Origin of the sequence: Streptomyces sp. NPDC086519, assembly GCF_040686075.1 — a bacterium.
Taxonomy (GTDB): Bacteria; Actinomycetota; Actinomycetes; order Streptomycetales; family Streptomycetaceae; genus Streptomyces; species Streptomyces shenzhenensis.
Window position 1 is genome coordinate 1 of the sequence record NZ_JBFBJL010000051.1, and the last position, 22,436, is coordinate 22,436.

The 22,436-nt window shown below is 69.9% G+C and carries 23 protein-coding genes; 12 read left to right on the forward strand and 11 right to left on the reverse strand.

The annotated features are described in order from the left end of the window. From AB0P24_RS35030 to AB0P24_RS35045, 4 genes are all read right to left on the reverse strand, one after another. On the reverse strand, nt 1-536 hold a 536-nt coding region (locus tag AB0P24_RS35030; RefSeq protein ID WP_365801216.1), incomplete at its 3' end, for a putative T7SS-secreted protein. Between the two features lie 98 nt (nt 537-634). Continuing rightward, nucleotides 635-847, reverse strand: a complete 213-nt coding sequence (locus AB0P24_RS35035) for a bacteriocin immunity protein (RefSeq protein ID WP_365801218.1) — start codon at nt 845-847, stop codon at nt 635-637. Between the two features lie 31 nt (nt 848-878). Beyond that, nucleotides 879-1,349 carry a hypothetical protein gene (locus tag AB0P24_RS35040; RefSeq protein WP_365801220.1) on the reverse strand — a complete coding sequence of 157 codons (471 nt, stop codon included), beginning with the start codon at nt 1,347-1,349 and terminating at the stop codon, nt 879-881. A gap of 4 nt (nt 1,350-1,353) precedes the next feature. Further along, nucleotides 1,354-2,001, reverse strand: coding sequence for a hypothetical protein (locus AB0P24_RS35045; RefSeq protein WP_365801222.1), 648 nt, complete (start codon nt 1,999-2,001; stop codon nt 1,354-1,356). A 78-nt stretch (nt 2,002-2,079) separates the two neighbouring features. On the opposite strand from AB0P24_RS35045, the gene AB0P24_RS35050 reads away from it, so the two are divergent. Beyond that, nucleotides 2,080-2,430 (forward strand): hypothetical protein, encoded by a 351-nt coding sequence (locus AB0P24_RS35050; protein WP_352359661.1) that lies wholly within the window; start codon nt 2,080-2,082, stop codon nt 2,428-2,430. A gap of 29 nt (nt 2,431-2,459) precedes the next feature. Then, nucleotides 2,460-2,660 (forward strand): hypothetical protein, encoded by a 201-nt coding sequence (locus AB0P24_RS35055; protein ID WP_365801224.1) that lies wholly within the window; start codon nt 2,460-2,462, stop codon nt 2,658-2,660. Nucleotides 2,661-2,787: 127 nt separating this feature from the next. Here AB0P24_RS35055 and AB0P24_RS35060 read toward each other — a convergent pair whose 3' ends face one another. Both AB0P24_RS35060 and AB0P24_RS35065 read right to left on the reverse strand, forming a co-directional pair. Continuing rightward, nucleotides 2,788-3,243: a hypothetical protein gene (locus tag AB0P24_RS35060; protein WP_365801226.1), complete on the reverse strand. Its 456-nt coding sequence runs from the start codon at nt 3,241-3,243 to the stop codon at nt 2,788-2,790. A 27-nt stretch (nt 3,244-3,270) separates the two neighbouring features. Continuing rightward, nucleotides 3,271-3,957, reverse strand: a complete 687-nt coding sequence (locus tag AB0P24_RS35065; protein WP_365801228.1) for a TetR/AcrR family transcriptional regulator C-terminal domain-containing protein — start codon at nt 3,955-3,957, stop codon at nt 3,271-3,273. A 140-nt stretch (nt 3,958-4,097) separates the two neighbouring features. On the opposite strand from AB0P24_RS35065, the gene AB0P24_RS35070 reads away from it, so the two are divergent. The 5 genes from AB0P24_RS35070 to AB0P24_RS35090 all read left to right on the forward strand — a co-directional run bounded on the left by AB0P24_RS35070 (nt 4,098) and on the right by AB0P24_RS35090 (nt 9,205). Further along, entirely contained in the window at nt 4,098-5,480 is a 1,383-nt protein-coding gene (locus AB0P24_RS35070; protein WP_365801230.1) for a serine hydrolase domain-containing protein, read from the forward strand. Nucleotides 5,481-6,226: 746 nt separating this feature from the next. Continuing rightward, nucleotides 6,227-7,354 (forward strand): FtsX-like permease family protein, encoded by a 1,128-nt coding sequence (locus AB0P24_RS35075; protein ID WP_365801232.1) that lies wholly within the window; start codon nt 6,227-6,229, stop codon nt 7,352-7,354. Further along, a complete protein-coding gene (locus AB0P24_RS35080; RefSeq protein ID WP_365801234.1) occupies nt 7,351-8,067 on the forward strand; it encodes an ABC transporter ATP-binding protein in 717 nt (238 codons plus the stop codon). Before AB0P24_RS35075 ends, AB0P24_RS35080 begins: the two co-directional genes overlap by 4 nt. A gap of 61 nt (nt 8,068-8,128) precedes the next feature. Beyond that, nucleotides 8,129-8,740, forward strand: coding sequence for a TetR/AcrR family transcriptional regulator (locus AB0P24_RS35085; RefSeq protein WP_365801236.1), 612 nt, complete (start codon nt 8,129-8,131; stop codon nt 8,738-8,740). 144 nt (nt 8,741-8,884) lie between these two features. Continuing rightward, nucleotides 8,885-9,205 carry a hypothetical protein gene (locus AB0P24_RS35090; RefSeq protein ID WP_365801238.1) on the forward strand — a complete coding sequence of 107 codons (321 nt, stop codon included), beginning with the start codon at nt 8,885-8,887 and terminating at the stop codon, nt 9,203-9,205. 18 nt (nt 9,206-9,223) lie between these two features. On the opposite strand, the gene AB0P24_RS35095 is transcribed toward AB0P24_RS35090, so the two are convergent. Continuing rightward, on the reverse strand, nt 9,224-12,211 hold the full coding sequence (locus AB0P24_RS35095) for a glycosyl hydrolase 115 family protein (protein WP_365801240.1): 2,988 nt from the start codon (nt 12,209-12,211) through the stop codon (nt 9,224-9,226). Between the two features lie 144 nt (nt 12,212-12,355). Between AB0P24_RS35095 and AB0P24_RS35100 the strand changes: the two genes are divergently transcribed. Then, nucleotides 12,356-13,375, forward strand: a complete 1,020-nt coding sequence (locus tag AB0P24_RS35100; RefSeq protein ID WP_365801242.1) for a hypothetical protein — start codon at nt 12,356-12,358, stop codon at nt 13,373-13,375. An 87-nt stretch (nt 13,376-13,462) separates the two neighbouring features. Here the strand turns inward: AB0P24_RS35100 and tuf are convergent, their stop codons facing one another. The 4 genes from tuf to rpsL form a co-directional block, all read right to left on the reverse strand. Next, entirely contained in the window at nt 13,463-14,656 is a 1,194-nt protein-coding gene (gene tuf / locus AB0P24_RS35105) for an elongation factor Tu (protein ID WP_181802804.1), read from the reverse strand. Nucleotides 14,657-14,827: 171 nt separating this feature from the next. Beyond that, a complete protein-coding gene (gene fusA / locus AB0P24_RS35110; protein WP_365801244.1) occupies nt 14,828-16,954 on the reverse strand; it encodes an elongation factor G in 2,127 nt (708 codons plus the stop codon). 39 nt (nt 16,955-16,993) lie between these two features. Then, nucleotides 16,994-17,464 (reverse strand): 30S ribosomal protein S7, encoded by a 471-nt coding sequence (gene rpsG, locus AB0P24_RS35115; RefSeq protein ID WP_003992340.1) that lies wholly within the window; start codon nt 17,462-17,464, stop codon nt 16,994-16,996. 2 nt (nt 17,465-17,466) lie between these two features. Continuing rightward, the gene (gene rpsL, locus AB0P24_RS35120; RefSeq protein WP_003948652.1) at nt 17,467-17,838 is read right to left on the reverse strand and encodes a 30S ribosomal protein S12; all 372 of its coding nucleotides are present in this window, start codon (nt 17,836-17,838) and stop codon (nt 17,467-17,469) included. Between the two features lie 354 nt (nt 17,839-18,192). On the opposite strand from rpsL, the gene AB0P24_RS35125 reads away from it, so the two are divergent. From AB0P24_RS35125 to AB0P24_RS35140, 4 genes are all read left to right on the forward strand, one after another. Then, nucleotides 18,193-18,408: a hypothetical protein gene (locus AB0P24_RS35125; protein ID WP_365801246.1), complete on the forward strand. Its 216-nt coding sequence runs from the start codon at nt 18,193-18,195 to the stop codon at nt 18,406-18,408. Between the two features lie 187 nt (nt 18,409-18,595). Beyond that, the gene (locus AB0P24_RS35130; protein WP_365801317.1) at nt 18,596-19,312 is read left to right on the forward strand and encodes a Crp/Fnr family transcriptional regulator; all 717 of its coding nucleotides are present in this window, start codon (nt 18,596-18,598) and stop codon (nt 19,310-19,312) included. 121 nt (nt 19,313-19,433) lie between these two features. Beyond that, on the forward strand, nt 19,434-20,171 hold the full coding sequence (locus AB0P24_RS35135; RefSeq protein ID WP_365801248.1) for a hypothetical protein: 738 nt from the start codon (nt 19,434-19,436) through the stop codon (nt 20,169-20,171). After that, nucleotides 20,171-22,324 carry a hypothetical protein gene (locus AB0P24_RS35140; protein WP_365801250.1) on the forward strand — a complete coding sequence of 718 codons (2,154 nt, stop codon included), beginning with the start codon at nt 20,171-20,173 and terminating at the stop codon, nt 22,322-22,324. The genes AB0P24_RS35135 and AB0P24_RS35140 overlap by 1 nt, the downstream gene beginning before the upstream one ends. The last annotated feature ends 112 nt before the right edge of the window (nt 22,325-22,436 follow it).

Sequence of the window (22,436 nt, forward strand, 5' to 3'; positions counted from 1 at the left end):
TTGCTGTGCGCGGACTTGGCGCTCTGCACGTCCCGGGTGGCGGCCCGGACCTTGCCCTCGTCGGGCTTGTCCGCGCTCGCTTTGCTGCCGGTGGGGTCGTCCTTGTACTTGTCCGCTTCCTTCGTCGCCCGGGTGACCCACGAATCGGCCGAGGAGAGACGGGACTTGGCGGAGGACAGGTCCGACTGGGCCTCCTTCGCCTTCGCCAGGGCCTTGTCGGCGAGGGCCTGCGCCCGCTCCAGCTTCGGCCAGTAGTCCGCAAGCGCATCGCCGCACATCTCGTACGACTTCTTCAGCTTCTTCAGGTTCTTCGGAACGTCCTTGAACTGCTCCTTGAACACCTCCGCCGACTTGCCCGCCCACTGCAGGAGGGTGTCCTCACCGGCCATCCCCTTGACCAGACGCAGGGCGTCCGAGACGTCATCGGCGAAGGCGTGCAGCTGCTGCGCGAGCGTGCGCACGCGCTGCGGATCACCGGGGGTGGGGTCCCTGTCGAGGTCGAGTGGATGCCAGTCCGCCGGTCGGTACCCCGCCATGTCCCCGCAACCCCCGTCGCGAACGCCCCGTCAACACACCTGTGCACACGCGAACTTACTAGGAACGGCCGTTCGAGGTGAGGCCCAGTGGGTCAGGCTCACAACGCGATCGGGCGGTAGGCCAGAGCCTGGTCCACCACTTCCTCGGCCGTGAGTTCCGGGTCCGAGTAGTAGATCAAGTCGCTTACCCGGGGATGCAGGACACTCTGCTTCAGTCCCTCCAGCAGAGCGTCATGGTCCCGCTCGGGGAGGCGCGCGTCCATGATCTGCTGGACCAGCCGAACGAGTTCGTCACGGGTTTTCGAAGGCACGTAAAGCATCCTCTCGGCTCAGCCGAAGTGTTCAGCGAAGGCGGCGTCCACGCAGGATCCGCCGGCCGTCCTCGACCGCGTCCGCGCACCGCAGCCACCCGTGCTCCAGCGTGCCGCGCACTGTCACGTACGCCCACCGACGCTTGAACCACGGTGGCAGGTCCCGGAACGGCACGAAGGTGAGCGTGTCGCCGATCGCATCCTCGGCCGCACCGACCGGCCCCTCGGCGCGCAGCGCGGCAAACAGTTCCGGGGTCAGCCGGCCGTTGAGGCGAGCCGCGGTGCCCGCCGCCGTGCAGGCGTACCCCCGCTCCCCCTGGTCCGGGAGTTTCATCGCCCTCACGATCCGGGGCGACGCCTCCTCCAGCGGGCAGTGGAACGCCAGCCCGATCGCCGCCGTACCGAGATGATCCTCGCCGCGCTCGAAGGCGGCGTCCCACTCCGCAGGGTCGTCGAGCCCCAGCAGACCCTCGCCGGTCTGCCACCGCGTCTCCCACCGCAAAGGGTCAGTCCGCGAACCGGAACGTTGACGTGATCGCGTCGAAGATGTCGAAGAAGGAGTCGGCGAGGTCGAGGACCTGGCTGCTGCCTGCCACCAGCGCGACCTTGCCCTCCTGGCCGGGGACCGGGATGAAGGTCTGCATCAGGACGGCGCGGATGGTGCGGTTGAGGCTGTCCTCGGGGATCGGGATGTCCTCGATGCCGTAGGTGCGGGCGGCGGGGCCGACGCCGGGGATGTCGACGGTCGTCACCTTGCGCCAGGAGTCGCCCTCCCGGTGGGCCTCCTTGGGGGCGAGCTGGGCGGCGATGGCGGCCGGGTCGTTGGAGAGGGGCGCGCCCTCCCGGGTACGGCCGCCGACCAGCGACACCGTGACCGAGCCGGTGATCGGGGTGTCGCCGCCGAAGCTCTCCGCCATGCAGCCGCAGTACATCGCACCCGACTTCCAGGCGTCGGCGGCGGACTTGCGGAGGAAGCCGATGTACGTGTCCCGGTACTGCGTCAGCTCCGGGTACTGCGCGACACGCTCGTTCACCATCCGCCGGATCGAGTCGTCCCGCGACTCCGGCCGCACGTCGAACTCCCACCACGACTCCGGCACCTTGATCCGGAAACCGCCGCGCTCGATGGTGAGCGTCTCCATATAGCGCGCCATGGTGTACGCCGCCCCCGTCCGGTGATCTGATATACGGTGCGCCCCAGACTACGAGATGCGCGAACGGGGGACGGTCACGTGGGCAACGGCAAGAGCGACCTCGCGATACCGCTGAGCGAGCTGGAGGACTACGGCCGCAAGCTGCGCTCCATCAAGGAACGCCTCAACCACACCAAGAAGATGTTCGAGTCCTACAAGGACGACGTCGGCAGCGGCACCGTCTACGACGCCCTCGACGACTTCGAGTCCAACTGGCACGACGGCCGCGAGGACATCACCAAGCAGATCGACTCGCTCGCCGACATGTCCGACACCGTGGTCCGCGAGTTCAAGAAGCTGGACGACGACCTCGCGAAGAAGGCGAAGGACGCGGTGCGGCCGGAGGGGCAGCAGCAGCCGCAGGGTGGTGGCGGGAACAAGGCCGAGTAGTCCGCGTTCCCAGCGGACAGGCGCACGGCATGCCGGACACCGCACTGCTCGTCGTCGACATGCAGCGCGCCCTGTTGAAGGACGCCCACGACGGCGAGGCCTGCCTGGGCAGGGTCGCCGGGCTCACGGAACGGGGCCGCGCGGCCGGCGCGCAGGCCGTCCGCCACAACAGGGTCTTCTCCGTCCCTCCGGCGGCGGAGATCCGCTCCGACGCCTCACCGGCGGATTGAACGGTCGGCGTCGTCCACGCACACGTTCCAGGCCTCCGGCAGTTCGCCACCGCAGAAGACGCAGACGAAGCCGGCCTCCCGGACGATGTCGTGCTCCGCGCAGGCCGGGCAGCGGCGGAACACCACCTCATGCGTGAAGGCGGTCGGGCGGCGGAGCGGAATGCCGTCGAGCGCGCGGGCCTCCGCCGAGCAGTTCCTCCAGCATCCCGTCGTACGACCGGAGCCCTGCCTTGACGTGGTCCGGAGTGGGCGAGTCCGGGCGCAGCGGCAACGGCAGGTGGGCGACTCGCCAGACGCGGTGGACGTGGTGCGGGGTGGTGTTCCCGGTCGGGTCCGCCAGGTCGCAGGCGGCGGTGAGGATCTCGGTGACTTGGGGTGCGCCCGCGGCCGCGCCTGTGCCGGCGTCGAGAGCCACCGCCACCAACATGTCCAGGAACTCGGCCAGTTGGACGTCGGCCGCCATGCGGCACATACGGCGTACCACCGACGACGACGGGTCGTGGAGGCTCCCGGCTCCCGTCACTCCTGCGGACCGGAGGACGAGGACCGGCGGCGACAGCTCGTAGTCGCGGAAATAGCCCATCTCGTCGGCGATCGCCCCGGCCTCCGGCTACTCGCCGGGCGCGGTGCCCGGGTGCCGGCCGGCGAGCTGGGCGTCGAGGCCGTCGAGCAGGGCCTGGAGGCCGAAGGCGAAGGTGTCGTCCGGAGCCGCGGCGTAGGCGGCGGCGGGGGTTTCCAGGCGGGCGCGCAGTCGGGGGAACTGCGCTGCGATCTCGCGGGCTTCGGCCATGTTGTCGCGCATCAGCTGCCCGTCGCCGCTGAGTTTCCTCGAGAGCGAGGCCGCCGCGGCCGGGCCGAGGGCGTTGCCGAGCACGAAGGTGAAGACGGCGGCGGCCGCCTGGTCGGCGAGCGCGCCGGTGAATCCGGCGGCCTCGTAGACGGCGAGGGTGTGGTCGTCGTAGCGGGCTTTGCCGGGGCCGAACATCAGGAAGGAGCCGAAAGCCTGCACCAGCCAGGGGTGGCGGGTGAGCATCGCATGCAGGCCCTCGGCCATCGCGGTCGCCGCCGTCCGCCAGCCGGTGGCGGTCAGGTCGGGCAGCGCGATCTCGCTCCATGCCTGGTCGGCGGCGAGGGCGATGAGGTTGTCCTTGCTGCCCACGTGCCAGTAGACGGCAGTGGCCGCGGAGCCCAGCCGCTTGCCCAGGGCGCGCATGTTGAAGCCTTCCATGCCTTCGGCGTCCAGCAGTTCGACGGCGGCCTGGACGATCTGTTCGCGGGTCAGCGTGTCGCGGGGCATGTGGCCACGGTAGGGCATGGGACCGCGACTTGCACAAAGTTCAATCAGCCACTTGCACGCTGTTCAAGTCCTGCCCTACCTTCGACTTGAACGCAGCGCAAGTCGCGTGGTGGACGCAAGAGGAAGAGGGGGGACAAGGCATGTCACAGGAGTCGCTGGCCGCCTTCGTCGAGGCGAAGGCCAATGAGTGCGGCATCCCCGGCGTTGCCGTCGGGGTGTGGGTGGACGGCCGGGAGGTCTTCGCGTGCCACGGCGTGACGAACCTGGAGAACCCGCTGCCGGTCACCCCGGACACCCTGTTCCGGCTGGGCTCGGTCACCAAGACCTACACGGCGACCGCACTGATGCGCCTGGTCGAGGCCGGCCAGGTCGAGCCGGACGCGCCGGTGCGCCGATACGTTCCGGAGTTCGCGCTCCCGGACGAGGAGGCCGCGGCTCGGATCACCGTGCGGAACCTGCTCAACCACACCGCGGGGCTGGACGTCAGAACGGCAGTCGACACCGGCGACGGCGACGACGCGCTGGCCGCACATGTGGCGCAGCTCGCCGAGATTCCGCTGATCGCACCGGTCGGCGCCCGCGCCTCCTACAGCCAGCTCGGCTACAACCTCGCCGGACGGATCGTGGAGAAGGTCACCGGTCTGACCTACGAGCGCGCCGCCGCCTCGCTGCTCTTCGAACCGCTCGGGATGACCCACAGCTTCTTCGCCGGCGACGAGGTGATGACCCGGCGGTTCGCCGTCGGGCACAACGCCGGGGAGGACGGCACCCTGGCCGTCGCGCGGCGGTGGAAGGACTCCCGTGCCAACAACCCCGGCGGTGGCATCGTGTCCTCGGTCGCGGACCAGCTCCGGTGGGCCCGGTTCCACCTCGGCGACGGTTGCTCGCAGAGCGGCGCCCGGGTGATGTCCGCCGAGACTCTGCACCGGATGGCCGAACCGACGGTCGTGCTGCGCTCCAGCTCGATGGGCGACGCCGTCGGCATCGGCTGGTTCCTGCGCCACGTGGACGGCGTTCGCACCGTCGGGCACGGCGGGTCGGCGAACGGCCAGTTCGCCGAGCTGCTCATGGTGCCCGAGCGGGGCTTCGCCGTCGCCGTGGCCTCCAACGCCGGCCCGGACAGCGGGCCGGCCTGCAACCAGGCCATCGTCCGCTGGGCACTCGAGCACTACCTGGGGGTGGCCGACCGGGACCCCGAGCCGCTCCCCTACGACCCCGCGCGGATCCGCGAGTTCGCCGGCAGCTACGAGATCGACATCATGACGCTCACCATCAGCGCGGACGAGGCCGGGCCCAAGCTCGCAGTGCAGATCAAGCCGGAACTCCGGGCGTCCGCGGGCACCGAGCTGCCGCCGGACCTGCCGCCGGCCGACTTCGGGCTGCTGCCCGGCGGGGCCGACGACTACATCGTCACCAGCGGCGGCCTGACGGGGCAGCGCGGCTTCTTCACCCGCGACGAGACGGGGAGGGTCGTGGGAGTCGACCTCGCCGGCCGACTGTTCCGGCGCGTCCACACGGCCTGACCGGTGTGCCCCGCCCCGCAGAGCCCGCCCGACGCGAACGCTGCCCGCATCCCCGACCCGCCTGGCCGCCGGATGGCCGGGGCTCCCCTGCGTCCGGCACCGTGAAACGGGACCGCAGCATCTCGCCTCACTCTCGCCCGCACCCTCGCGTGCCGGTACCGGACGACCGCCGTCAGCCGCCTGAGGGGCGACTTCGCGAACGGGCCGCGGAACCGGGGACGTACGGCGGTCCCCACCGTGCGGCCCGGCGCCGCGGCCAGGACAGCCGAGTCGTTGACCGGGGTGAGGTGCCGGGCACCGGCGGGCCTGGCCGAGCGCGCGTCCGATACGGACCAGCCGGGCACGCCGGCGGAAGACAGTGCGGGGTCCATGGTGATCACCGCCTGTATCAAGGCCGCCCCGGCGGGCACCGGTGCCCCTCCGTCGGCCGCCTCCCTGCCCCGCTCGGGCTCGGCTTCGTCGGCCAGCCCTGTCCAGCGGCGCCGAGCGAACCTTCCGGCTGATGACCACCGCCCTTGGACCGAGTCCGCGAGACCGCCACGCCCATACACCGCAACCGAACCACACCCCCAGGGGTGAAAAGCGAGGTCAGGAGCGTCTGGCCGGTAGGCACGGCACGTGCGCGACGTACCGACGGTCGTGTCGGTAACATCCGATAGGATGCCGACACACAAGTCGTCAAGTCCAAGTAAAGGGCCGTGCGTGTCCAGCTGTCGCGGCCGTCATCGTCGTCGCTCGGAGATCCTGTGTTCCTTGCCCTACGCGATCTGCGCTTCGCCCGCGGTCGCTTCGCCCTGATGGGTGCGGTGGTCGCGCTCATCGCCGTACTCGGCGTACTCCTGTCCGGGCTCGCTTCCGGCCTGGCGGACGCCGGCATATCCGGTCTGCGCGCGCTGCCCGTGACCCACATGGCCTTCGACGAGAAGGCGACCAGCGAGCAGTTCTCCCGGTCCACCGTCGATCAGAAGGCCTGGCAGGAGTGGTCCAAGACCCCGGGCGTGAAGCGGGCGGAGCCGTTCGGGAACACCTTGGCCAACGCCCAGGTGACCCAGGGCGCCAAGAAGGGCGAGCAGGTCAACCTCGCTGTCTTCGGCATGGCGCCGGACTCGCCTCTGGCCCCCCGCCCCACCAGCGGTGAGAGCCTGAAGGAAGCGGGCGCGGGGATCGTCATCACCCGGGAGATCGCCGACCTGGGCGTGAAGGTCGGCGACGTCCTGACCGCGGACAAGAGCGAGGTACGGCTGAAGGTCGTCGGCCTGGTCGACGAGACCGTCTCCTACGGCCACATCGGCGTCGTCTACACCGACCTCGACACCTGGCGCCACCTGCACTACGGCCTGCCGGGCGACCTGCCCGAGGCCGCACGCCGGCAGGCCACGGCCGTCGCCCTGACCCTTGAGCCGGGGGCCGACGTCGCCGCCGTGGAGAAGGCGACCGGCACCCGCGCCGTCACCAAGGAGGCCACCTACGACGCCTCCCCGGGCTACACGGCCGAGTCGAGCACCATGGCCCTGATCAAGGGCTTCCTGTACGCCATCTCCGCCCTGGTCGTCGGTGCCTTCTTCACCGTCTGGACCGTGCAGCGCAAGGCCGAGATCGCCCTGCTGAAGGCGCTCGGCGCCCCCACCGGATACATCCTGCGCGACGCGCTGGCACAGGTCGTCGCCGTGCTCGTCGGCGCGACGGCCGTCGGCACCGCCGTCGGCCTGGCCCTGGGGAGCGCGATGATCGGCAAGGCCCCGTTCTCCCTCTCCGCCCCCGCCATCGCCACCTCCGCCGGCCTCCTCATCGGGCTCGGGACCGTGGGCGCCGTCGTCGCAGTCCGCCGCATCACCGCCGTCGACCCTCTGACCGCTCTGGGAGCCACCCGATGACCACGCCCGCCACCGGCCGCCAGGCCGCCTCGGACACCGCGAGCCCCGGCGGCCTGCGCATGCTCGACATCACTCTCACACTGGGGGACGGCGACACCGCCGTCACCGCCCTCGACGACGTCCACCTGACCGTCGCTCCCGGCGAGTTCGTCGCCGTCGTCGGCCCCTCGGGCTCCGGCAAATCCAGTCTCCTCGCCGTCGCGGGCGGCCTTCAACAGCCCACCTCGGGCACCGTCCACATCGCCGGCACCGAGCTGACCGCCCTGTCGGACAAGGAACGCACCGCGGCCCGCCGCCACCACATCGGCTTCGTCTTCCAGCAGTCGAACCTGCTGGCCTCCCTGACCGTCAGGGAACAGCTCCTGCTGCCCCTGCACATCGACGGCCGCCTCGACGCCGCGGGCCGGACCCGGGCCGACGAACTCATCGAGGCGGTAGGGCTCTCGCACCGCGCCGGCGCCCGCCCGCACCAGCTGTCCGGAGGCGAACGCCAGCGCGCCGGTCTGGCCCGCGCACTGATGACCTCCCCCGCCGTCCTGCTGGTGGACGAACCCACCTCCGCGCTGGACCGGGTACGTTCGGCCGAGGCGGTACAGCTGATCGCCGAGCAGACCCATGAACGCGGCACAGCCACGATCATGGTCACCCACGACACGGCGATAATGGACGCTGCCGACCGGGTGTACGAGATGGTCGACGGCCGCCTGTCCTGATCCTGGCCGCACGCCAACGCCGTACTCCCGGCCCCGCTCGCCACCCAGGAGTCTGTCCCGCATGCCGAAGATCAACGCTTCCACCGTCGCCGAACACCGCGCCCAGCAGCGCGAGGCGCTGATCGGGGCTGCGATCGACATCCTGGTGAACGAGGGCGCCACCGCCGTCACCCCCGCGGCGGTCGGCGCCCGCGCGGGCCTTGCCCGCTCCAGCGTCTACCAGTACTTCGGCTCCTCCGCGGCCCTGCTGGCCACCATCATCGAGGAAGCCTTCCGGCGTTCCAACGAGGCACTCGCAGACGCCATGGCCACCGCGAACGGCCCGGTGGAACGCGTCGAGGCGTTCTTCCGGGAAAGCCTCCGCCTCGGCGCCGAAGGCGCACACCGGCCCGCCGCCGTCCTCATGAGCGCCGGTCTCGATCCCGCCTGCCAGGAACGGCTGGTGGAACTCCACCTGGAGCAGGTCGAACCCTTTCGCGCAGCCGTCCGGCAGATCGGTGCTCCCGAACCCGCGCTCACGGCGGACCTGATCGCCGGGATGCTGCACACAGCGCTCGCCGCCGTCGACCGAGGCACCCCGCTCGACACGGTCACGGAACGCACCCTCACCCTGGTGCGCCGCTGCCTCACTCCGGCCGACAGCACGGCCCGCGAACCAGGGGAAGGCCACTGAGGTCCCCCAACGCCTCGCCCCTCCCCCGAGCCCCGCTGCACCGGCGGCGCCTTCGCCGGTGCCGTCCTGCTGAACACCGGCAGCGCCTGGACCACCCGGGACCTGGTCACGGTCGCCGACATCAGCGGTGACGGCATCCCGGACGTGATCCACCGCTCGGACTCCGGCCGGCTGCTCCTGCGCAAGGGCAAGGCCGGCTCGGACGGCTCCGGGGTCGATGTCCTCTCCCTCGCCACCGCGGCGGCGAGTGCCGACGGCACCGACGCCGAATACGCGGCGAGCGGCTGGTCCAGCACCGACGTGCCCCGCTTCTCCGCCGTCCCGGACGTCAACGCCGACGGGATCCCCGACCTGTACGCCCACATGAGCGGCGGCAGCGTGCGCCTCCACTTCGGCGGCAGAACGGCGATCGGCGGCAACAGCACCGTGATCAGCAGCTGGACGGGAAAGCTCGCCTTCGGCTGAGCCCCGCGGAGCCGGCGGCTACAACCGCCGGCTCTCCAGCGGCCCCAGATACGTCGGCGTCAGGCCGCCCGTGTCCAGCACCAGTCGCTGTACCACCACCGTGGGGTCGACCGACCAGAACGTCAGGCGGTGGGTTCCGGATCCCACCGTGTGGCGAGTCGCCGTGCGGTTCACGTGGTCGGAGGTGTTGCGGGCCCACACCGCGTTCAGGAGGCCGTCGTCCGCGCCGGCCGTGATGTCGACGGGCTGGGGCTCCTGGTCGTCGAAGGACAGGGCGTAGCGCAGACCGGTGCCCGTCGGCAGCGCCGGGTTCCGCGGCGAGAGGTAGGCCCAGACCGTCACCTCCCCGGCCGACAGCAGGCTCACCTCGTACTCCAGCCGGGGCCAGGAGTCCGGCGAGTCGCCCCAGCCCCCCGTCACCGGCCACGCCGTCATGCCCGCGCCGGTGCGGCCGATCCCCTCCAGCCGGCGCCACTGCCCGACCGCGCGGTGGTAGTGGTCCGCGTCGATCGCCACATAGCCGCCCGCCTCCACGAACCCCCGCAGCCCGCGAGCCGTCGGCCGCTCGGCGACGCACCCCACCGTCACCGACTCCCCCGCCCCGCTCACCGTCAGCGTCCCCTCCGCGCGGCCGGCCGGGGCGCGCGACCAGTCCACCCGCACCACCACCCGCACCTGGTCCGTCACCCGGCCGCGGGGACGGTCCACCGTCAGCCACGGCACCGACACCGACACCCGGTAGTCGAAGGGCGTCCGGCCCCGGTTGAAGACCTCGACGTACTGCTGCGGCCGGGTCTGGTACGGGCTGAACGGCGGCAGGGTCAGGGTCCCCTCGTCGGCGTCCACCGACACCCCGAGCCCCGCCGCTTCCGGCACCTCGATGCGCCGTACGGCCGGGAACAGGACGTCCGGCAGGGCCACGTTGTCCTTCTCCGGTTGCTGCCAGGGCGCGTTGGGGCCGTACCGGTCGACGTCCCCGTAGTCGATGTGCGGCTGGGTCTGGAAGCCCCGCCATTTGCCGCCCGCCACCTGGGTGTTGAAGCGTTCGGCAAGGGCGAGATCGGCCGCCAGGCCCGCCTGGGCCGCCGCCGCGCGGTCGTTCGTCGCGGCTCTGCCCTGGCGGGCGTACAGCAGGTTCGTGAACTCGGCCTCGCGCAGCGCGTACAGGTTCGCGGTCGCCGTCACCTCGTAGCCGACCAGCTCGAACCACGCGTCCTGGGCGGCCGCCGGCAGCCGGCGGGCGATCCGGGCCGCCCGTCCGGCCAGCTCCCGCCACTCCTCCGTCACCCGCTCCAACTCCCGGTGCCCGAAGAAGAAGGGGGTCTGCTGATCGTCGTAGACCACCTGGCCGGAGTCGGCGAGGGTGATGCGGCGGTTCAGCAGCTCCGGCTTCCGGCGCGCCTGCAACTGGCCGTAGCGGGCCAGCAGTTCGGCGGTCTCGCTCGCCACCGCCGCGCCGAAGTTCTGGCGGGCGTATCTGCGCTCCCACTCGCCCAGCCGGTCGAAGGTCCAACGGTCCGGTGCCCAGGCGTAGTCGAGGAAGAACTCCGTCGGGAGTTCGTTGCCCTTGAGGTCTCCGACGTTGGCCACCCACAGGCCGTGGTTGCCGTGGGCGTGCGCCTGGTGGAGCTGGTCCCAGACGTTGCGGAGGTTCGCGGTGTCGACCCACTTGTAGTTGCGGCCGGCGCCCACGTAGTCGAAGTGGTAATAGAGGCCGTATCCGCCGCCGCGCGGCTCCCGCGGGGACGGGTGCTTGCGGATGTTGCCCCAGTTGTCGTCCGTCAGGACCACCGTGACGTCGTCGGGGGCCCGCAGGCCGCGGTCCCAGTAGCGCTGGACCTCCTTGTACAGGGTCCACACCTGGGGGGTCTCGGCGGCCGGTTTGCCGGTCACCTCCTCGATGATCTGCCGTTGCGCCGCGATGATCTCCCGCATCAGCTCGATGCCGTCGCCGTCGGGGAGGCCGGTGTCGCCGTTGCCGCGCATGCCGAGGGTGACCACGCCCTCGAAGCCCTCGTCGACCATGCGCTGGATGCCGGCCCGCCAATAGGCCCGGATCGCCTCGGCGTTGCGGAGATACGACCATTCGCCGGTGCCCCCGTAGGGATCGGTGCCGCCCGTGGCGTGGCGGTTCCACTCCTCGATCCCGCGCATCATCGGCGCCTCATGAGACGTGCCCATGACAACGCCATAGGCGGCGGCCCTGCGGTGGTTCTCCGGGTCGTCCTCCGCGAACGCCCGCCCCCACACCGCAGGCCAGAGGTAGTTGCCCTTCAGACGCAGCAGCACCTCGAAGACCCGCGCGTAGAAGTCCGCGTTGAAGCCGCCGGGATGGCCGGGGGCCTTGCCCGGACCGAAGTACGCCGGAGCCCAGGTGCCGAGCGCCGGGTTCTCGTCGTTGACGAAGAAGCCGCGGTACTTCACCGCCGGGGTGCCCTGGGTGTGGCGCCCCGGCAGCACCCACACCTCGTCACGGTGGACCGGCGGCACGTCGTCCCACCAGTACCAGGGCGAGACGCCGATGCCGTACGAGACGTCGTACGCCCCGAAGACCGTGCCGCGCGGGTCGCTGCCCGCGATGACGAACGCCTTCTCCACACCGGGCACGGGGTGGTCGACGACCGTCTGGAGCGAGGTCTCCCAGCGGCCCCGGATCCCCGTCACGTCCAGCTTGCCGGACGCCACCAGGGCGTCGATCAGCGGGCTGCGGCCGATCGTGCCGACGAGGACCGCGCGGCGGGCGATCGTCGCGGCCGGCCGCACCCCCGTCACCCGCTCGATGTCGTCGCGGAGGTCGCCCGCCACCCGTACCACTCCGGGATGGTCGTCGGCGCTCACCACGACGGGGGCGCCGACCAGGGAGAACGCCCCGCCGGTGAAGGAGATGTACGCGCCGGGGGCGGTCACCCGCGCCGCGGAGCCGCTCCCGGCCCACGCGACGCCCGACGACACCACGGGCACGGCGGCCAGCCCCGCACCCAGGACGGTCCTACGACGCACGGACATGCCTCACCCCTCCACCCGAATTTGGTCAGTGGCATGACAAATGGTGGGGCGAGAGGCCCCTGGTGGGAACGGGTCGTACGCGACGAATACTTTCGAAGCGGTGACGGAAGCGGTGATGTCGGACCGGTCCAGTAGCCTCCGGCCATGACGACCCGTACGACTCCGCCTCGCCCCCTGGACATCACCGCGGTCTTCCCCGAACTGGCCCCGCTCGCCCGCACCGCCGTACGCCTGCATCCCCGTGCCGGCGCGCCCACCGCGGCCGACAGTTCCGTCGGCGGACCCCTGCTGTGGCCGGCCGGGGAGCCGTGGCCGACCTGTCCGGAGCATGCGGGTCCCTGGCAGCACGGTGTGGCACCGGACGATGTCCACGTCGGCCGGCGTGTCCTGCGCGAGGCCTGGACCCGGCCGCGCGCCGAGGGCGCCGACCTGTTGACCGAGGAGGAGCACGCGCTGGTCGACCGGGGGACCAAGCCCTACCGGACGGCCCTGGACGGGCCGGTGCCGCTGGTGCCGGTCGCGCAGATACGTGCCGCCGATGTGCTGGCGCTGCCCCGGCCCGAGGGCACCGATCTGCTCCAGGTGCTGTGGTGCGCCTTCGACCATCCCGAGGACGACTACTCGCCGAGGGTCGAGCTGCGCTGGCGCAGGGCCGCCGATGTCGTGACCCCGCTCGCCGCTCCCCCGCGGCCCGCCGTCATCGGCAGCGATGACTATCTGCCCGAGCCGTGTGTGCTGCACCCCGAGACCGTCACCGAGTACCCGGCCCCGCACGAGCTGCCGGAGGAGTTGGCGGACCGGATCCACGCGTGGGAGGACGGCATCGAGGGGGCGGGCGAGGAGCCGGAGGTCTGCTATCAGTACGACCTGGCCGTCGCCCCGGGGTGGAAGCTCGGGGGACACGCGCCCTGGAGCTTCTCCGACCCGTTCCCCATGGCCTGCGCCGAGTGCGGCGCCGGAGTGCGGCCCCTGCTCACGGTCGACGGCACCGAGTGGGACGGCGGCAGCGGCAGCTGGGCGCCGGTGGAGGACGCGGGGTACACCGGCTACCACTCCCTCGGGCCGGCCCTGGCCACGGGGATCACCATCGGGCGCGGCTACAGCCTCCAGGTGTACGTGTGCGAGGCGTCGTACGACCATCCGCCCGTGCAGAACATGCAGTGAGTCCCTGCCGAAGCAGCGAAAAGGCCCGTACGACCGAAGTCGTACGGGCCCCTTCAGACCTGCCAGATCAGCCCTTGCGGGCCGAGATCACTTGTTGATCTTGGTGACCTGGCCGGCGCCGACCGTGCGGCCACCCTCGCGGATGGCGAACTTCAGGCCCTCTTCCATGGCGATGGGCTGGATGAGCTCGACCTTCATCTCAGTGTTGTCGCCCGGCATGACCATCTCGGTGCCCTCGGGGAGGGTCACGACGCCGGTCACGTCCGTGGTACGGAAGTAGAACTGCGGACGGTAGTTGTTGAAGAACGGCGTGTGGCGGCCACCCTCGTCCTTGGAGAGGATGTAGGCCTGCGCCTCGAACTCGGTGTGCGGGGTGACCGAGCCCGGCTTGATGATGACCTGGCCGCGCTCGACGTCCTCGCGCTTGATGCCGCGGAGCAGCAGACCGACGTTCTCACCGGCCTGGCCCTCGTCGAGCAGCTTGCGGAACATCTCGATACCGGTGACCGTGGTGCTGGTCTTCTCGGTCTTGATGCCGATGATGTCGACGGTCTCGTTGACCTTGAGGACACCACGCTCGATACGACCGGTGACGACGGTGCCACGACCGGTGATCGTGAAGACGTCCTCGATCGGCATCAGGAACGGCTTGTCGACGTCACGCTCGGGCTCCGGGATGGAGGTGTCGACAGCGTTCATCAGGTCCAGGACGGACTGGGTCCACTCGGGGTCGCCCTCGAGCGCCTTCAGCGCCGAGACGCGGACGACCGGCAGGTCGTCGCCCGGGAACTCGTACTCGGAGAGCAGCTCACGGACCTCGAGCTCGACGAGCTCCATGATCTCCTCGTCGTCCACCATGTCGGCCTTGTTCAGGGCGACAACGATGTAGGGGACGCCGACCTGGCGGGCCAGGAGCACGTGCTCCTTGGTCTGCGGCATCGGGCCGTCGGTGGCGGCCACGACCAGGATCGCGCCGTCCATCTGGGCGGCACCGGTGATCATGTTCTTGATGTAGTCCGCGTGACCCGGGCAGTCGACGTGGGCGTAGTGGCGCGCCTCGGTCTGGTACTCGACGTGCGCGATGGAGATGGTGATACCGCGCTGACGCTCCTCGGGCGCCTTGTCGATGTTGTCGAACGGGGTGGCCTCGTTCAGGTCCGGGTACGCGTCGTGCAGCACCTTGGTAATGGCGGCCGTGAGGGTCGTCTTACCGTGGTCGATGTGACCGATGGTGCCGATGTTGACGTGCGGCTTAGTCCGCTCGAACTTCGCCTTCGCCACTGGGGTCCTCCTGTGGAGTGGTTCTGTACGCCTTGATTCGATCGGCGCCAGGTGATCTTTGCTGTTGGGTCCCGGGCCCCGGGTCATTCCGCCGCGATTGCGGAGGAACGACCCGTGAGGCTCCGGGGTCAAGCCTAAAGCGTGTGCGCGCGGTGCGTGGAACGCGGTGCGCTACTCGCCCTTGGCCTTCGCGATGATCTCCTCGGCGACGTTCCGCGGAACCTCGGCGTAGGAGTCGAACTGCATGGAGTAGCTGGCCCGGCCGGACGTCTTGCTGCGCAGGTCGCCGACGTAACCGAACATCTCCGAGAGGGGCACGAGGCCCTTCACGACGCGGGCACCGGCCCGCTCCTCCATGGCCTGGATCTGACCACGGCGGGAGTTGATGTCGCCGATGACCTCACCCATGTAGTCCTCGGGCGTGGTGACCTCGACGGCCATCATCGGCTCAAGGAGCACGGGGGACGCCTTGCGCGCGGCCTCCTTGAAGGCCTGCGAACCGGCGATCTTGAACGCGAGCTCGGAGGAGTCGACCTCGTGGTAGGCACCGTCGTGCAGGATCACGCGGACACCGGTCATCTCGTAACCGGCGAGGATGCCGAACTGCATGGCCTCCTGCGCACCGGCGTCCACCGAAGGGATGTACTCCTTCGGGATACGGCCACCGGTCACCTTGTTCACGAACTCGTACGAGGTGTCGCCACCCTCGAGCGGCTCGATGCCGATCTGCACCTTCGCGAACTGACCGGTACCACCGGTCTGCTTCTTGTGGGTGTAGTCGACGCGCTCGACGGCCTTGCGGATCGTCTCGCGGTACGCCACCTGCGGCTTGCCGACGTTGGCCTCGACCTTGAACTCACGGCGCATACGGTCGACCAGCACCTCGAGGTGCAGCTCGCCCATGCCGCCGATGATGGTCTGGCCGGTCTCCTCGTCCGAGTGGACCTGGAAGGACGGGTCCTCCTCGGCCAGGCGCTGGATCGCGACGCCCAGCTTCTCCTGGTCGCCCTTCGACTTGGGCTCGATGGCGACCTGGATGACCGGCGCCGGGAAGTCCATGGACTCCAGGATCACCGGGGCCTTGTCGTCGCACAGCGTCTCACCGGTCGTGGTCTGCTTCAGACCCATGACGGCGATGATGTCGCCGGCGCCCACCGAGTCGATCTCCTCACGCTTGTTCGCGTGCATGCGGTAGATCTTGCCGATGCGCTCCTTCTTGCCCTTGACGGAGTTCAGCACGGCGGTGCCGGACTCCAGGCGGCCCGAGTAGACCCGGACGAAGGTGAGCTTGCCGAGGTGCGGGTCGCTCATGATCTTGAACGCCAGCGCGGACAGCGGCTCGTCGTCGGACGGCTTGCGCTTGACGACCTCCTCCGGGTTGTTGACGGCGTGGCCCTCGATGGCCTCGACGTCAAGCGGGGAGGGGAGGTAGCGCACGACCGCGTCGAGCAGGGGCTGAACGCCCTTGTTCTTGAACGCGGTACCGCAGAACACCGGGGTGACGGTGATGTCCTTGGACTTGCCGGACGCGATGGTGATACGACGGATCGCGGCGTACAGCTGCTCCTCGGAGGGCTCCTCGCCCTCCAGGTACAGCTCCATGATCTCTTCGTCGTTCTCGGCCACGGCCTCCAGAAGCTTGCCGCGGTACTCCTCGGCAGCCTCGGTGTGGGTGGCCGGGATGTCGACGACGTCGTACATCTCGCCCTTGGTGGCCTCGGCGGACCAGACGAGCGCCTTCATGCGGACCAGGTCCACGACGCCCTGGAAGTCGGCCTCGGCACCGATCGGGAGCTGCATCACGATCGGCTGCGCGCCCAGACGGTCCTTGATCATGTCCACGCAGCGGTGGAACTCGGCACCGGTCCGGTCGAGCTTGTTGACGAAGCAGATACGCGGCACGCCGTAGCGGTCCGCCTGACGCCAAACCGTCTCGGACTGCGGCTCGACACCGGCGACGCCGTCGAACACCGTCACGGCACCGTCGAGGACACGCAGGGAGCGCTCCACCTCGACGGTGAAGTCGACGTGACCCGGGGTGTCGATGATGTTGATGGTGTGGTCGACGTCCTCAAGCGGCCAGTGACAGGTGGTGGCAGCAGAGGTGATCGTGATGCCACGCTCCTGCTCCTGCTCCATCCAGTCCATGGTGGCAGCACCGTCGTGGACCTCACCGATCTTGTACGACACACCGGTGTAGAACAGGATCCGCTCAGTGGTGGTCGTCTTGCCCGCGTCGATGTGGGCCATGATCCCGATGTTGCGGACCTTGGCCAGGTCAAGCGAAGTGGTAGCCATAAGGCTTCAGTCTTCTCTCGGTCTCGATGTGGACTGCGACTACCAGCGGTAGTGCGCGAAGGCCTTGTTGGACTCGGCCATCTTGTGCGTGTCCTCGCGCTTCTTGACGGCCGCACCGAGGCCGTTCGAAGCGTCGAGAAGCTCGTTGAGCAGACGCTCGGTCATGGTCTTCTCGCGACGGGCGCGGGAGTAACCGACCAGCCAGCGCAGGGCGAGCGTGTTCGCACGGCCCGGCTTGACCTCGATCGGGACCTGGTAGGTCGCACCACCGACACGGCGGGACTTGACCTCGAGGGTCGGCTTGATGTTCTCGAGGGCGCGCTTGAGCGTGATGATCGGGTCGTTGCCCGTCTTCTCGCGCAGGCCCTCCATGGCACCGTAAACGATCCGCTCGGCAGTCGAGCGCTTGCCGTTCAGCAGCACCTTGTTGATCAGGGAGGTCACCAGAGGGGAGCCGTAAACCGGGTCGATGATGACCGGGCGCTTCGGGGCGGGGCCCTTACGAGGCATTCTTACTTCTCCTTCTTGGCGCCGTAGCGGCTGCGGGCCTGCTTGCGGTTCTTGACACCCTGGGTGTCGAGCGAGCCGCGGATGATCTTGTAGCGAACACCCGGCAGGTCCTTCACACGGCCGCCGCGCACGAGCACGATGGAGTGCTCCTGCAGGTTGTGTCCCTCACCCGGAATGTACGCGGTGACCTCGATCCCGCTGGTCAGACGCACACGCGCGACCTTACGCAGGGCCGAGTTCGGCTTCTTCGGGGTGGTCGTGAACACACGCGTGCAGACGCCACGACGCTGAGGGGAACCCTCGAGTGCGGGCGTCTTGTTCTTCTCGACCTTGTCCTGCCGGCCCTTGCGGACCAGCTGCTGGATCGTAGGCACTACTTCTCCGGTTTCTGTGTGCCGATGGGTACAGCTAACCTGGAACTTCTCCGACCCACGCGGTCGGGTGTGTCGGATCCCGCGGACCCCTGCCGCCAGGCAGAAGAGGTCGTGAATCACGGTGGCCGCTTCGTCACTCCGGTGCGGTTTGAAGGCACGCACGAGGATCAGGGCACACCCCAGGCACAAGGTCTGAGCGTACCCAGCGCAATCACTTCGGTCAAAACAAAAGAACCCGGCCCGCATCATCATGCGGACCGGGTCAAGACCCTACGCCGTGCGTGATCTTCGTTTTCACCTTGCCGTCACCCCGGAAGGCTACGTCGCCGCAGCTCACGCTCCATGCCGTCCGACGTGACGGAAGCCACCGCCGCCACGATGAGGACAGTGGGGATCAGCGCCCATCCGGCGAACGAGAACCGGCCCAGCACCAGCCCGGGTCGTGGCGGGCCCCGCGCCTCGCTCGCCGGTGCGCTGCATCTCGGTGCGGGCCGAGTGGCCGAGGATGACCGCGGGGATGTCGGTGAGACCGACGGTCACGAAGGCGAGCACCTCGCGGCGGGGCTGTAGCCCCATGATGCGCCAGGGCGGCATTTCCGGCACCGACCGCCGCCGCAGTGCCCGGCGGACAGGACCGAAAGGGCACTCCTCTCAGCCACCGCGACCAGTTGCCGCCGGTGTCCCTCATCGTCGCGTCAAGTACGTTGACTGGTTGGGCATCGAGGTATCCGCACAGCTGAACACGGGGGCAGCGGGCATGGGCGGGAGGCGTGCACACGCGTGGGAAGACGACGGCTTCGACGACGGTGTGCCCTTTCTGGCCCGGCTGGACAAGAAGGACCGCGTCGCCCTGCTGGAGATCGGCCGTCCTCTGCTCTATCCGGCGCGCAGCGTCATCATGCGCCAGGACGAGCCGTCCGCCCACGTGCTGCTCCTGCTGCGCGGCTGGACGAAGGTCACGGCCCTCGCGGCCAACGGGTACGAGGCCCTGCTCGCACTGCGCGGCCCCGGTGACATCGTCGGCGAGGGCGCGGCCCTCAGCAGACGTCAGCGCTCCGCGACCGTCACCGCGCTGGAACCGGTCGAGTCGGTCGTCATCGAACAGCACGGATTCACCGCTTTCCTCTCCCGAAATCCCCAGGTGGCACTGCAACTGCTGAGCCTGACCACCGACCGCCAGCGGTCCACCGACCGCCGCCGGCTGGAGTGGGCCGCACTCACCGTGCGCGAACGGCTGGCCGTCCTGCTGCTCGAACTGGTCCGCACCCACGGCAGCAGAACCGACGAGGGCATCGAGCTCACCATCGGACTCAGCCAGCAGGAGTTCGCGGGCTCGGTCGGCTCCTCCCGCGAGGCCGTGGCCCGGCTGCTCAAGGAACTTCGCTCCCGGCAGGTCGTGGCCACCAGGCGGCGACGGATGGTCGTCCTGCGCCCCGACGTCCTGCGCCGCATCATCGGCGAAGGCTCCGCCTGACCGCACCGCACAGGCCGTTCTGTGCACACGGTCACAGTTCATCCATGTCAACGGTCCTCTGACGCGCACCCGGATGCCGCCATCGTGCTGGACAGCACACCCCGACGCGCGAGAGGCAGCCATGACCGACCCCGTGTACCGCACGATCCTCCTCTTCGACATCGAGCAGTACGGCTCCCGCGACGACGTGGAGCAGCCCTTCCTCCGGAGGCTCCTCTACGAGGTTGTCGACAGCACCCTGATCGACGCCTCCGTCGACGACACCGCCCATCTGCGGGCCGACCGCGGTGACTCCGTCATGGAGCTCATCGACACCCAGGTATCCGTCCCGGCCCTGGTGAAGACCCTCCTGACGGAGACCCCGGCCCTGCTGCACAACAAGAACCGCCTGATCGCGAGCGGCACGCAGATGCGCCTGCGCATCGTCCTGTCCTCCGGCTATGTCGCCATCGACGAACTGGACGGCTGGGTCGGCTCGGACCTCAACCACGCCGTACGCCTGCTGAACTCCGATCCACTCCGCGACGCCCTGAAGGGGCGGGACGACGACAGCGTCCTGTGCGTGTCCAACGGCATCTATGACGGTGTGGTGCGTCACGGACCGCTCGGCGTACGCCCCGGCGACTTCCACCGCATCACGGTGGAGACGAAGGAGGGGCCGACGGTGGCCTGGCTGCACGGGAAGCAGACCGCCGCGAGGTCTCCCGGCGCCGGCGCCCCCGCCTCGGCGCCCCCGGCCGGACCCGCCGCCCAGCACACCGAAACCCGTGTCGAGGGCTCCCAGTACGGCCAGACGGGCGGTACCCACTACGGCGACCAGAAGTTCGACTTCACCCGTCCCCGGCCGGACCAGCGCTGATGAGCCAGGACGCAGCGGCGGCCGGCCCGGCGAAACCGGCCGAGGAGTCCGCTCAGGACGGCGGCGAGCAGAAGAAGCAGGACGGGGCAGCGGAAGGCCAGGAACAGCGCAGGCAGCCTGCCTGGGCCGCGCGCCAGGACCTCATCGCGCACGCCCCCGACTTCGTCTCGACCCTGGTGAGCGGCGACCAGTTCGGGCAGACCGGGGGCGCCCACTACGGCGACAAGATCTTCAACATCGGGGGCCGCGCCGAAGCGAAACGCGCCCTGTCCGGGCCGATCCCGAGGACGGAGATCGACCACCTCGTGGAGGTCTTCCGGGGCAGCCCCAGTTTCGACGAGGCGTCCGCGCGGCTGCGGGACGACAGGATCGTCCTCCTGTCCGGCGGACGTGACACCGGCCGCCGTGCTGCCGCACTGATGCTGCTGCACCAGTTGGGCATCCGGCAGTTGCGCTCCCTGGAGCCTCACACACCGTTCTCGGCGCTGCCCGACCAGTTGGACACCTCAGCCGGATACGTCCTGTGCGATCTGTCCGTCAGCCGCAACCGTCCCGTGCGCGAAGCCCAGTTGTTCGCCCTGCGCGAGCAACTGGAACTCACCCGGGCGCACCTTGTGATCACCGTCGAGCCCTCCGCCGCGCTGGCCGACATCCCGTCCGTACGGTGGGAGCCCCCGTCGCCGTACGACATGTTGCACGCCCATGTCACCCCGCTGACCGGGGAGGCCGCGTGGGCGGGCCTGTGCGGGCTGACGGCGGTGAAGGAATTCCTCACCCGGCATCACCGGCCGGAAGAGATCAAGCAGTTCGCACGGCGGCTGATCGCCCATCATCGTGGCGAGGTCGAGGAGGAGCAGCTCGCCGCCTACGGCGAGACCGCCGTGGCGACCCAGGTGAACCGCTGGCTCACGGAGGAGAAGCCCGGCCTGCGCGACAAGGCGTTCCTCATCTCCCTCGCCGTCTTCGACAAGGCGCCGTACGCTGTGACCGCCGAGCTGGGCGACAGCCTCTTCGTGCGCCTGCACAAGATCGACGACCCCAACGTCCGGCCCCGGATCCCCGTCTTCGGCAGCTCCCGGGAGGAACGGCTCCGGCTCGCTCGTGCCGACGGGTACGTCACCACGGAGGTCACCGAGTGGGGCCCGCTTGAGGGAAAGTTCTGCGCCGCCTTCCGCGACGAACGTACGCCCGGGATGCTGTTGCAGGAGGTGTGGAACCTCCATCCCTCCGCGCGCCCGGCCCTCGCGGAGTGGATCCGCGAGCTCGCCAGGGACCGCCGCCCCCTGGTCCGGACCCGGGCCGCTTCGGCGACCGCGCAGCTCGCCGAGGCCGACCTGTCGTCCACCATGGCCCACCTCGTCGAACCATGGGCCGACGACGACTACTTCGGCTCCTGGCTGACGGCGGCCAACGCCCTCACCATGGCCGAGCTGGTCGGGGTCCCCCACGTCTTCCAGATCCTGCATGACTGGTGCACCGGCGAGGCCGAGAGCCGTCGCTGGACGGCCGTCCGCGCCTTTGGCCTGCTGGGGCCGGTGAACGCCGAGGAGACGCTGAGCGCTCTCCTCGACGCGATACGCAGGCCGGCCTCAGCCGACGCCGACCAGGACGGCGAGGAGGAGGACGAGGACGACGGTTCCTCGGAGAAGGAGGAGACCCGGCAGTTCGCCGAAGCGCTCGAACTGCTGCTCCTCGCCGTGACGAAACCCGTACTGAACGCCCTGGCCGAGCACCTCGACAAGCGGCGTGTCGGCACCGACCGCGCCGTCCGCACGCACGCGCTGCTCGCCTTTCTCCAGGCCTGCAGACAGCCCAAGGGCGAGAAGAGCGACCGCCCGCCCGTCCTGGACTGGTACGCGCTCGCGACGGCGAACGGCGACACCGCCATGACACGGCAGCTGGCCCTGTTCTGGCAGACGCTGCTGGCGGACCGGGCGTACAACTCCCAGGCCCTCGGCATCCTGCGCGGCTGGGTGCGCAGAGCCGACGCCGACCCGGACGTGGAGTCGGCGCTCGCCCTGCTGCTCCCCGCCGTGGTGAGCGCGCCCAGCAACCACCGTCGCGTCAGCCACATGCTGCGCTCGGTCCGCGATCTCGAGGGAGTCCTCGTCCCCGCCGCCAAGCGGCTGCTGACGCTCCTGGATCCCGCCTGAACCCACGCACGGCACCCCGAGAGCACCACTGAGGAGATCAACCATGCAGCGCACCGGCCAACCGCCTGAACAGCCGAAGCAACCGGAGCAACCGGAGCAACCGGAGCAACCG

What these genes read in the sequence shown, in the direction of transcription:
- AB0P24_RS35045 (WP_365801222.1), bottom strand. Translation starts at nt 2,001, where the DNA reads ATGGCGCGCTATATGGAGACGCTCACCATCGAGCGCGGCGGTTTCCGG.
- AB0P24_RS35055 (WP_365801224.1), top strand. Translation starts at nt 2,460, where the DNA reads ATGCCGGACACCGCACTGCTCGTCGTCGACATGCAGCGCGCCCTGTTG.
- AB0P24_RS35060 (WP_365801226.1), bottom strand. Translation starts at nt 3,243, where the DNA reads ATGGGCTATTTCCGCGACTACGAGCTGTCGCCGCCGGTCCTCGTCCTC.
- AB0P24_RS35065 (WP_365801228.1), bottom strand. Translation starts at nt 3,957, where the DNA reads ATGCCCCGCGACACGCTGACCCGCGAACAGATCGTCCAGGCCGCCGTC.
- AB0P24_RS35070 (WP_365801230.1), top strand. Translation starts at nt 4,098, where the DNA reads ATGTCACAGGAGTCGCTGGCCGCCTTCGTCGAGGCGAAGGCCAATGAG.
- AB0P24_RS35080 (WP_365801234.1), top strand. Translation starts at nt 7,351, where the DNA reads ATGACCACGCCCGCCACCGGCCGCCAGGCCGCCTCGGACACCGCGAGC.
- AB0P24_RS35085 (WP_365801236.1), top strand. Translation starts at nt 8,129, where the DNA reads ATGCCGAAGATCAACGCTTCCACCGTCGCCGAACACCGCGCCCAGCAG.
- AB0P24_RS35095 (WP_365801240.1), bottom strand. Translation starts at nt 12,211, where the DNA reads ATGTCCGTGCGTCGTAGGACCGTCCTGGGTGCGGGGCTGGCCGCCGTG.
- AB0P24_RS35100 (WP_365801242.1), top strand. Translation starts at nt 12,356, where the DNA reads ATGACGACCCGTACGACTCCGCCTCGCCCCCTGGACATCACCGCGGTC.
- fusA (WP_365801244.1), bottom strand. Translation starts at nt 16,954, where the DNA reads ATGGCTACCACTTCGCTTGACCTGGCCAAGGTCCGCAACATCGGGATC.
- rpsG (WP_003992340.1), bottom strand. Translation starts at nt 17,464, where the DNA reads ATGCCTCGTAAGGGCCCCGCCCCGAAGCGCCCGGTCATCATCGACCCG.
- AB0P24_RS35130 (WP_365801317.1), top strand. Translation starts at nt 18,596, where the DNA reads ATGGGCGGGAGGCGTGCACACGCGTGGGAAGACGACGGCTTCGACGAC.
- AB0P24_RS35135 (WP_365801248.1), top strand. Translation starts at nt 19,434, where the DNA reads ATGACCGACCCCGTGTACCGCACGATCCTCCTCTTCGACATCGAGCAG.
- AB0P24_RS35140 (WP_365801250.1), top strand. Translation starts at nt 20,171, where the DNA reads ATGAGCCAGGACGCAGCGGCGGCCGGCCCGGCGAAACCGGCCGAGGAG.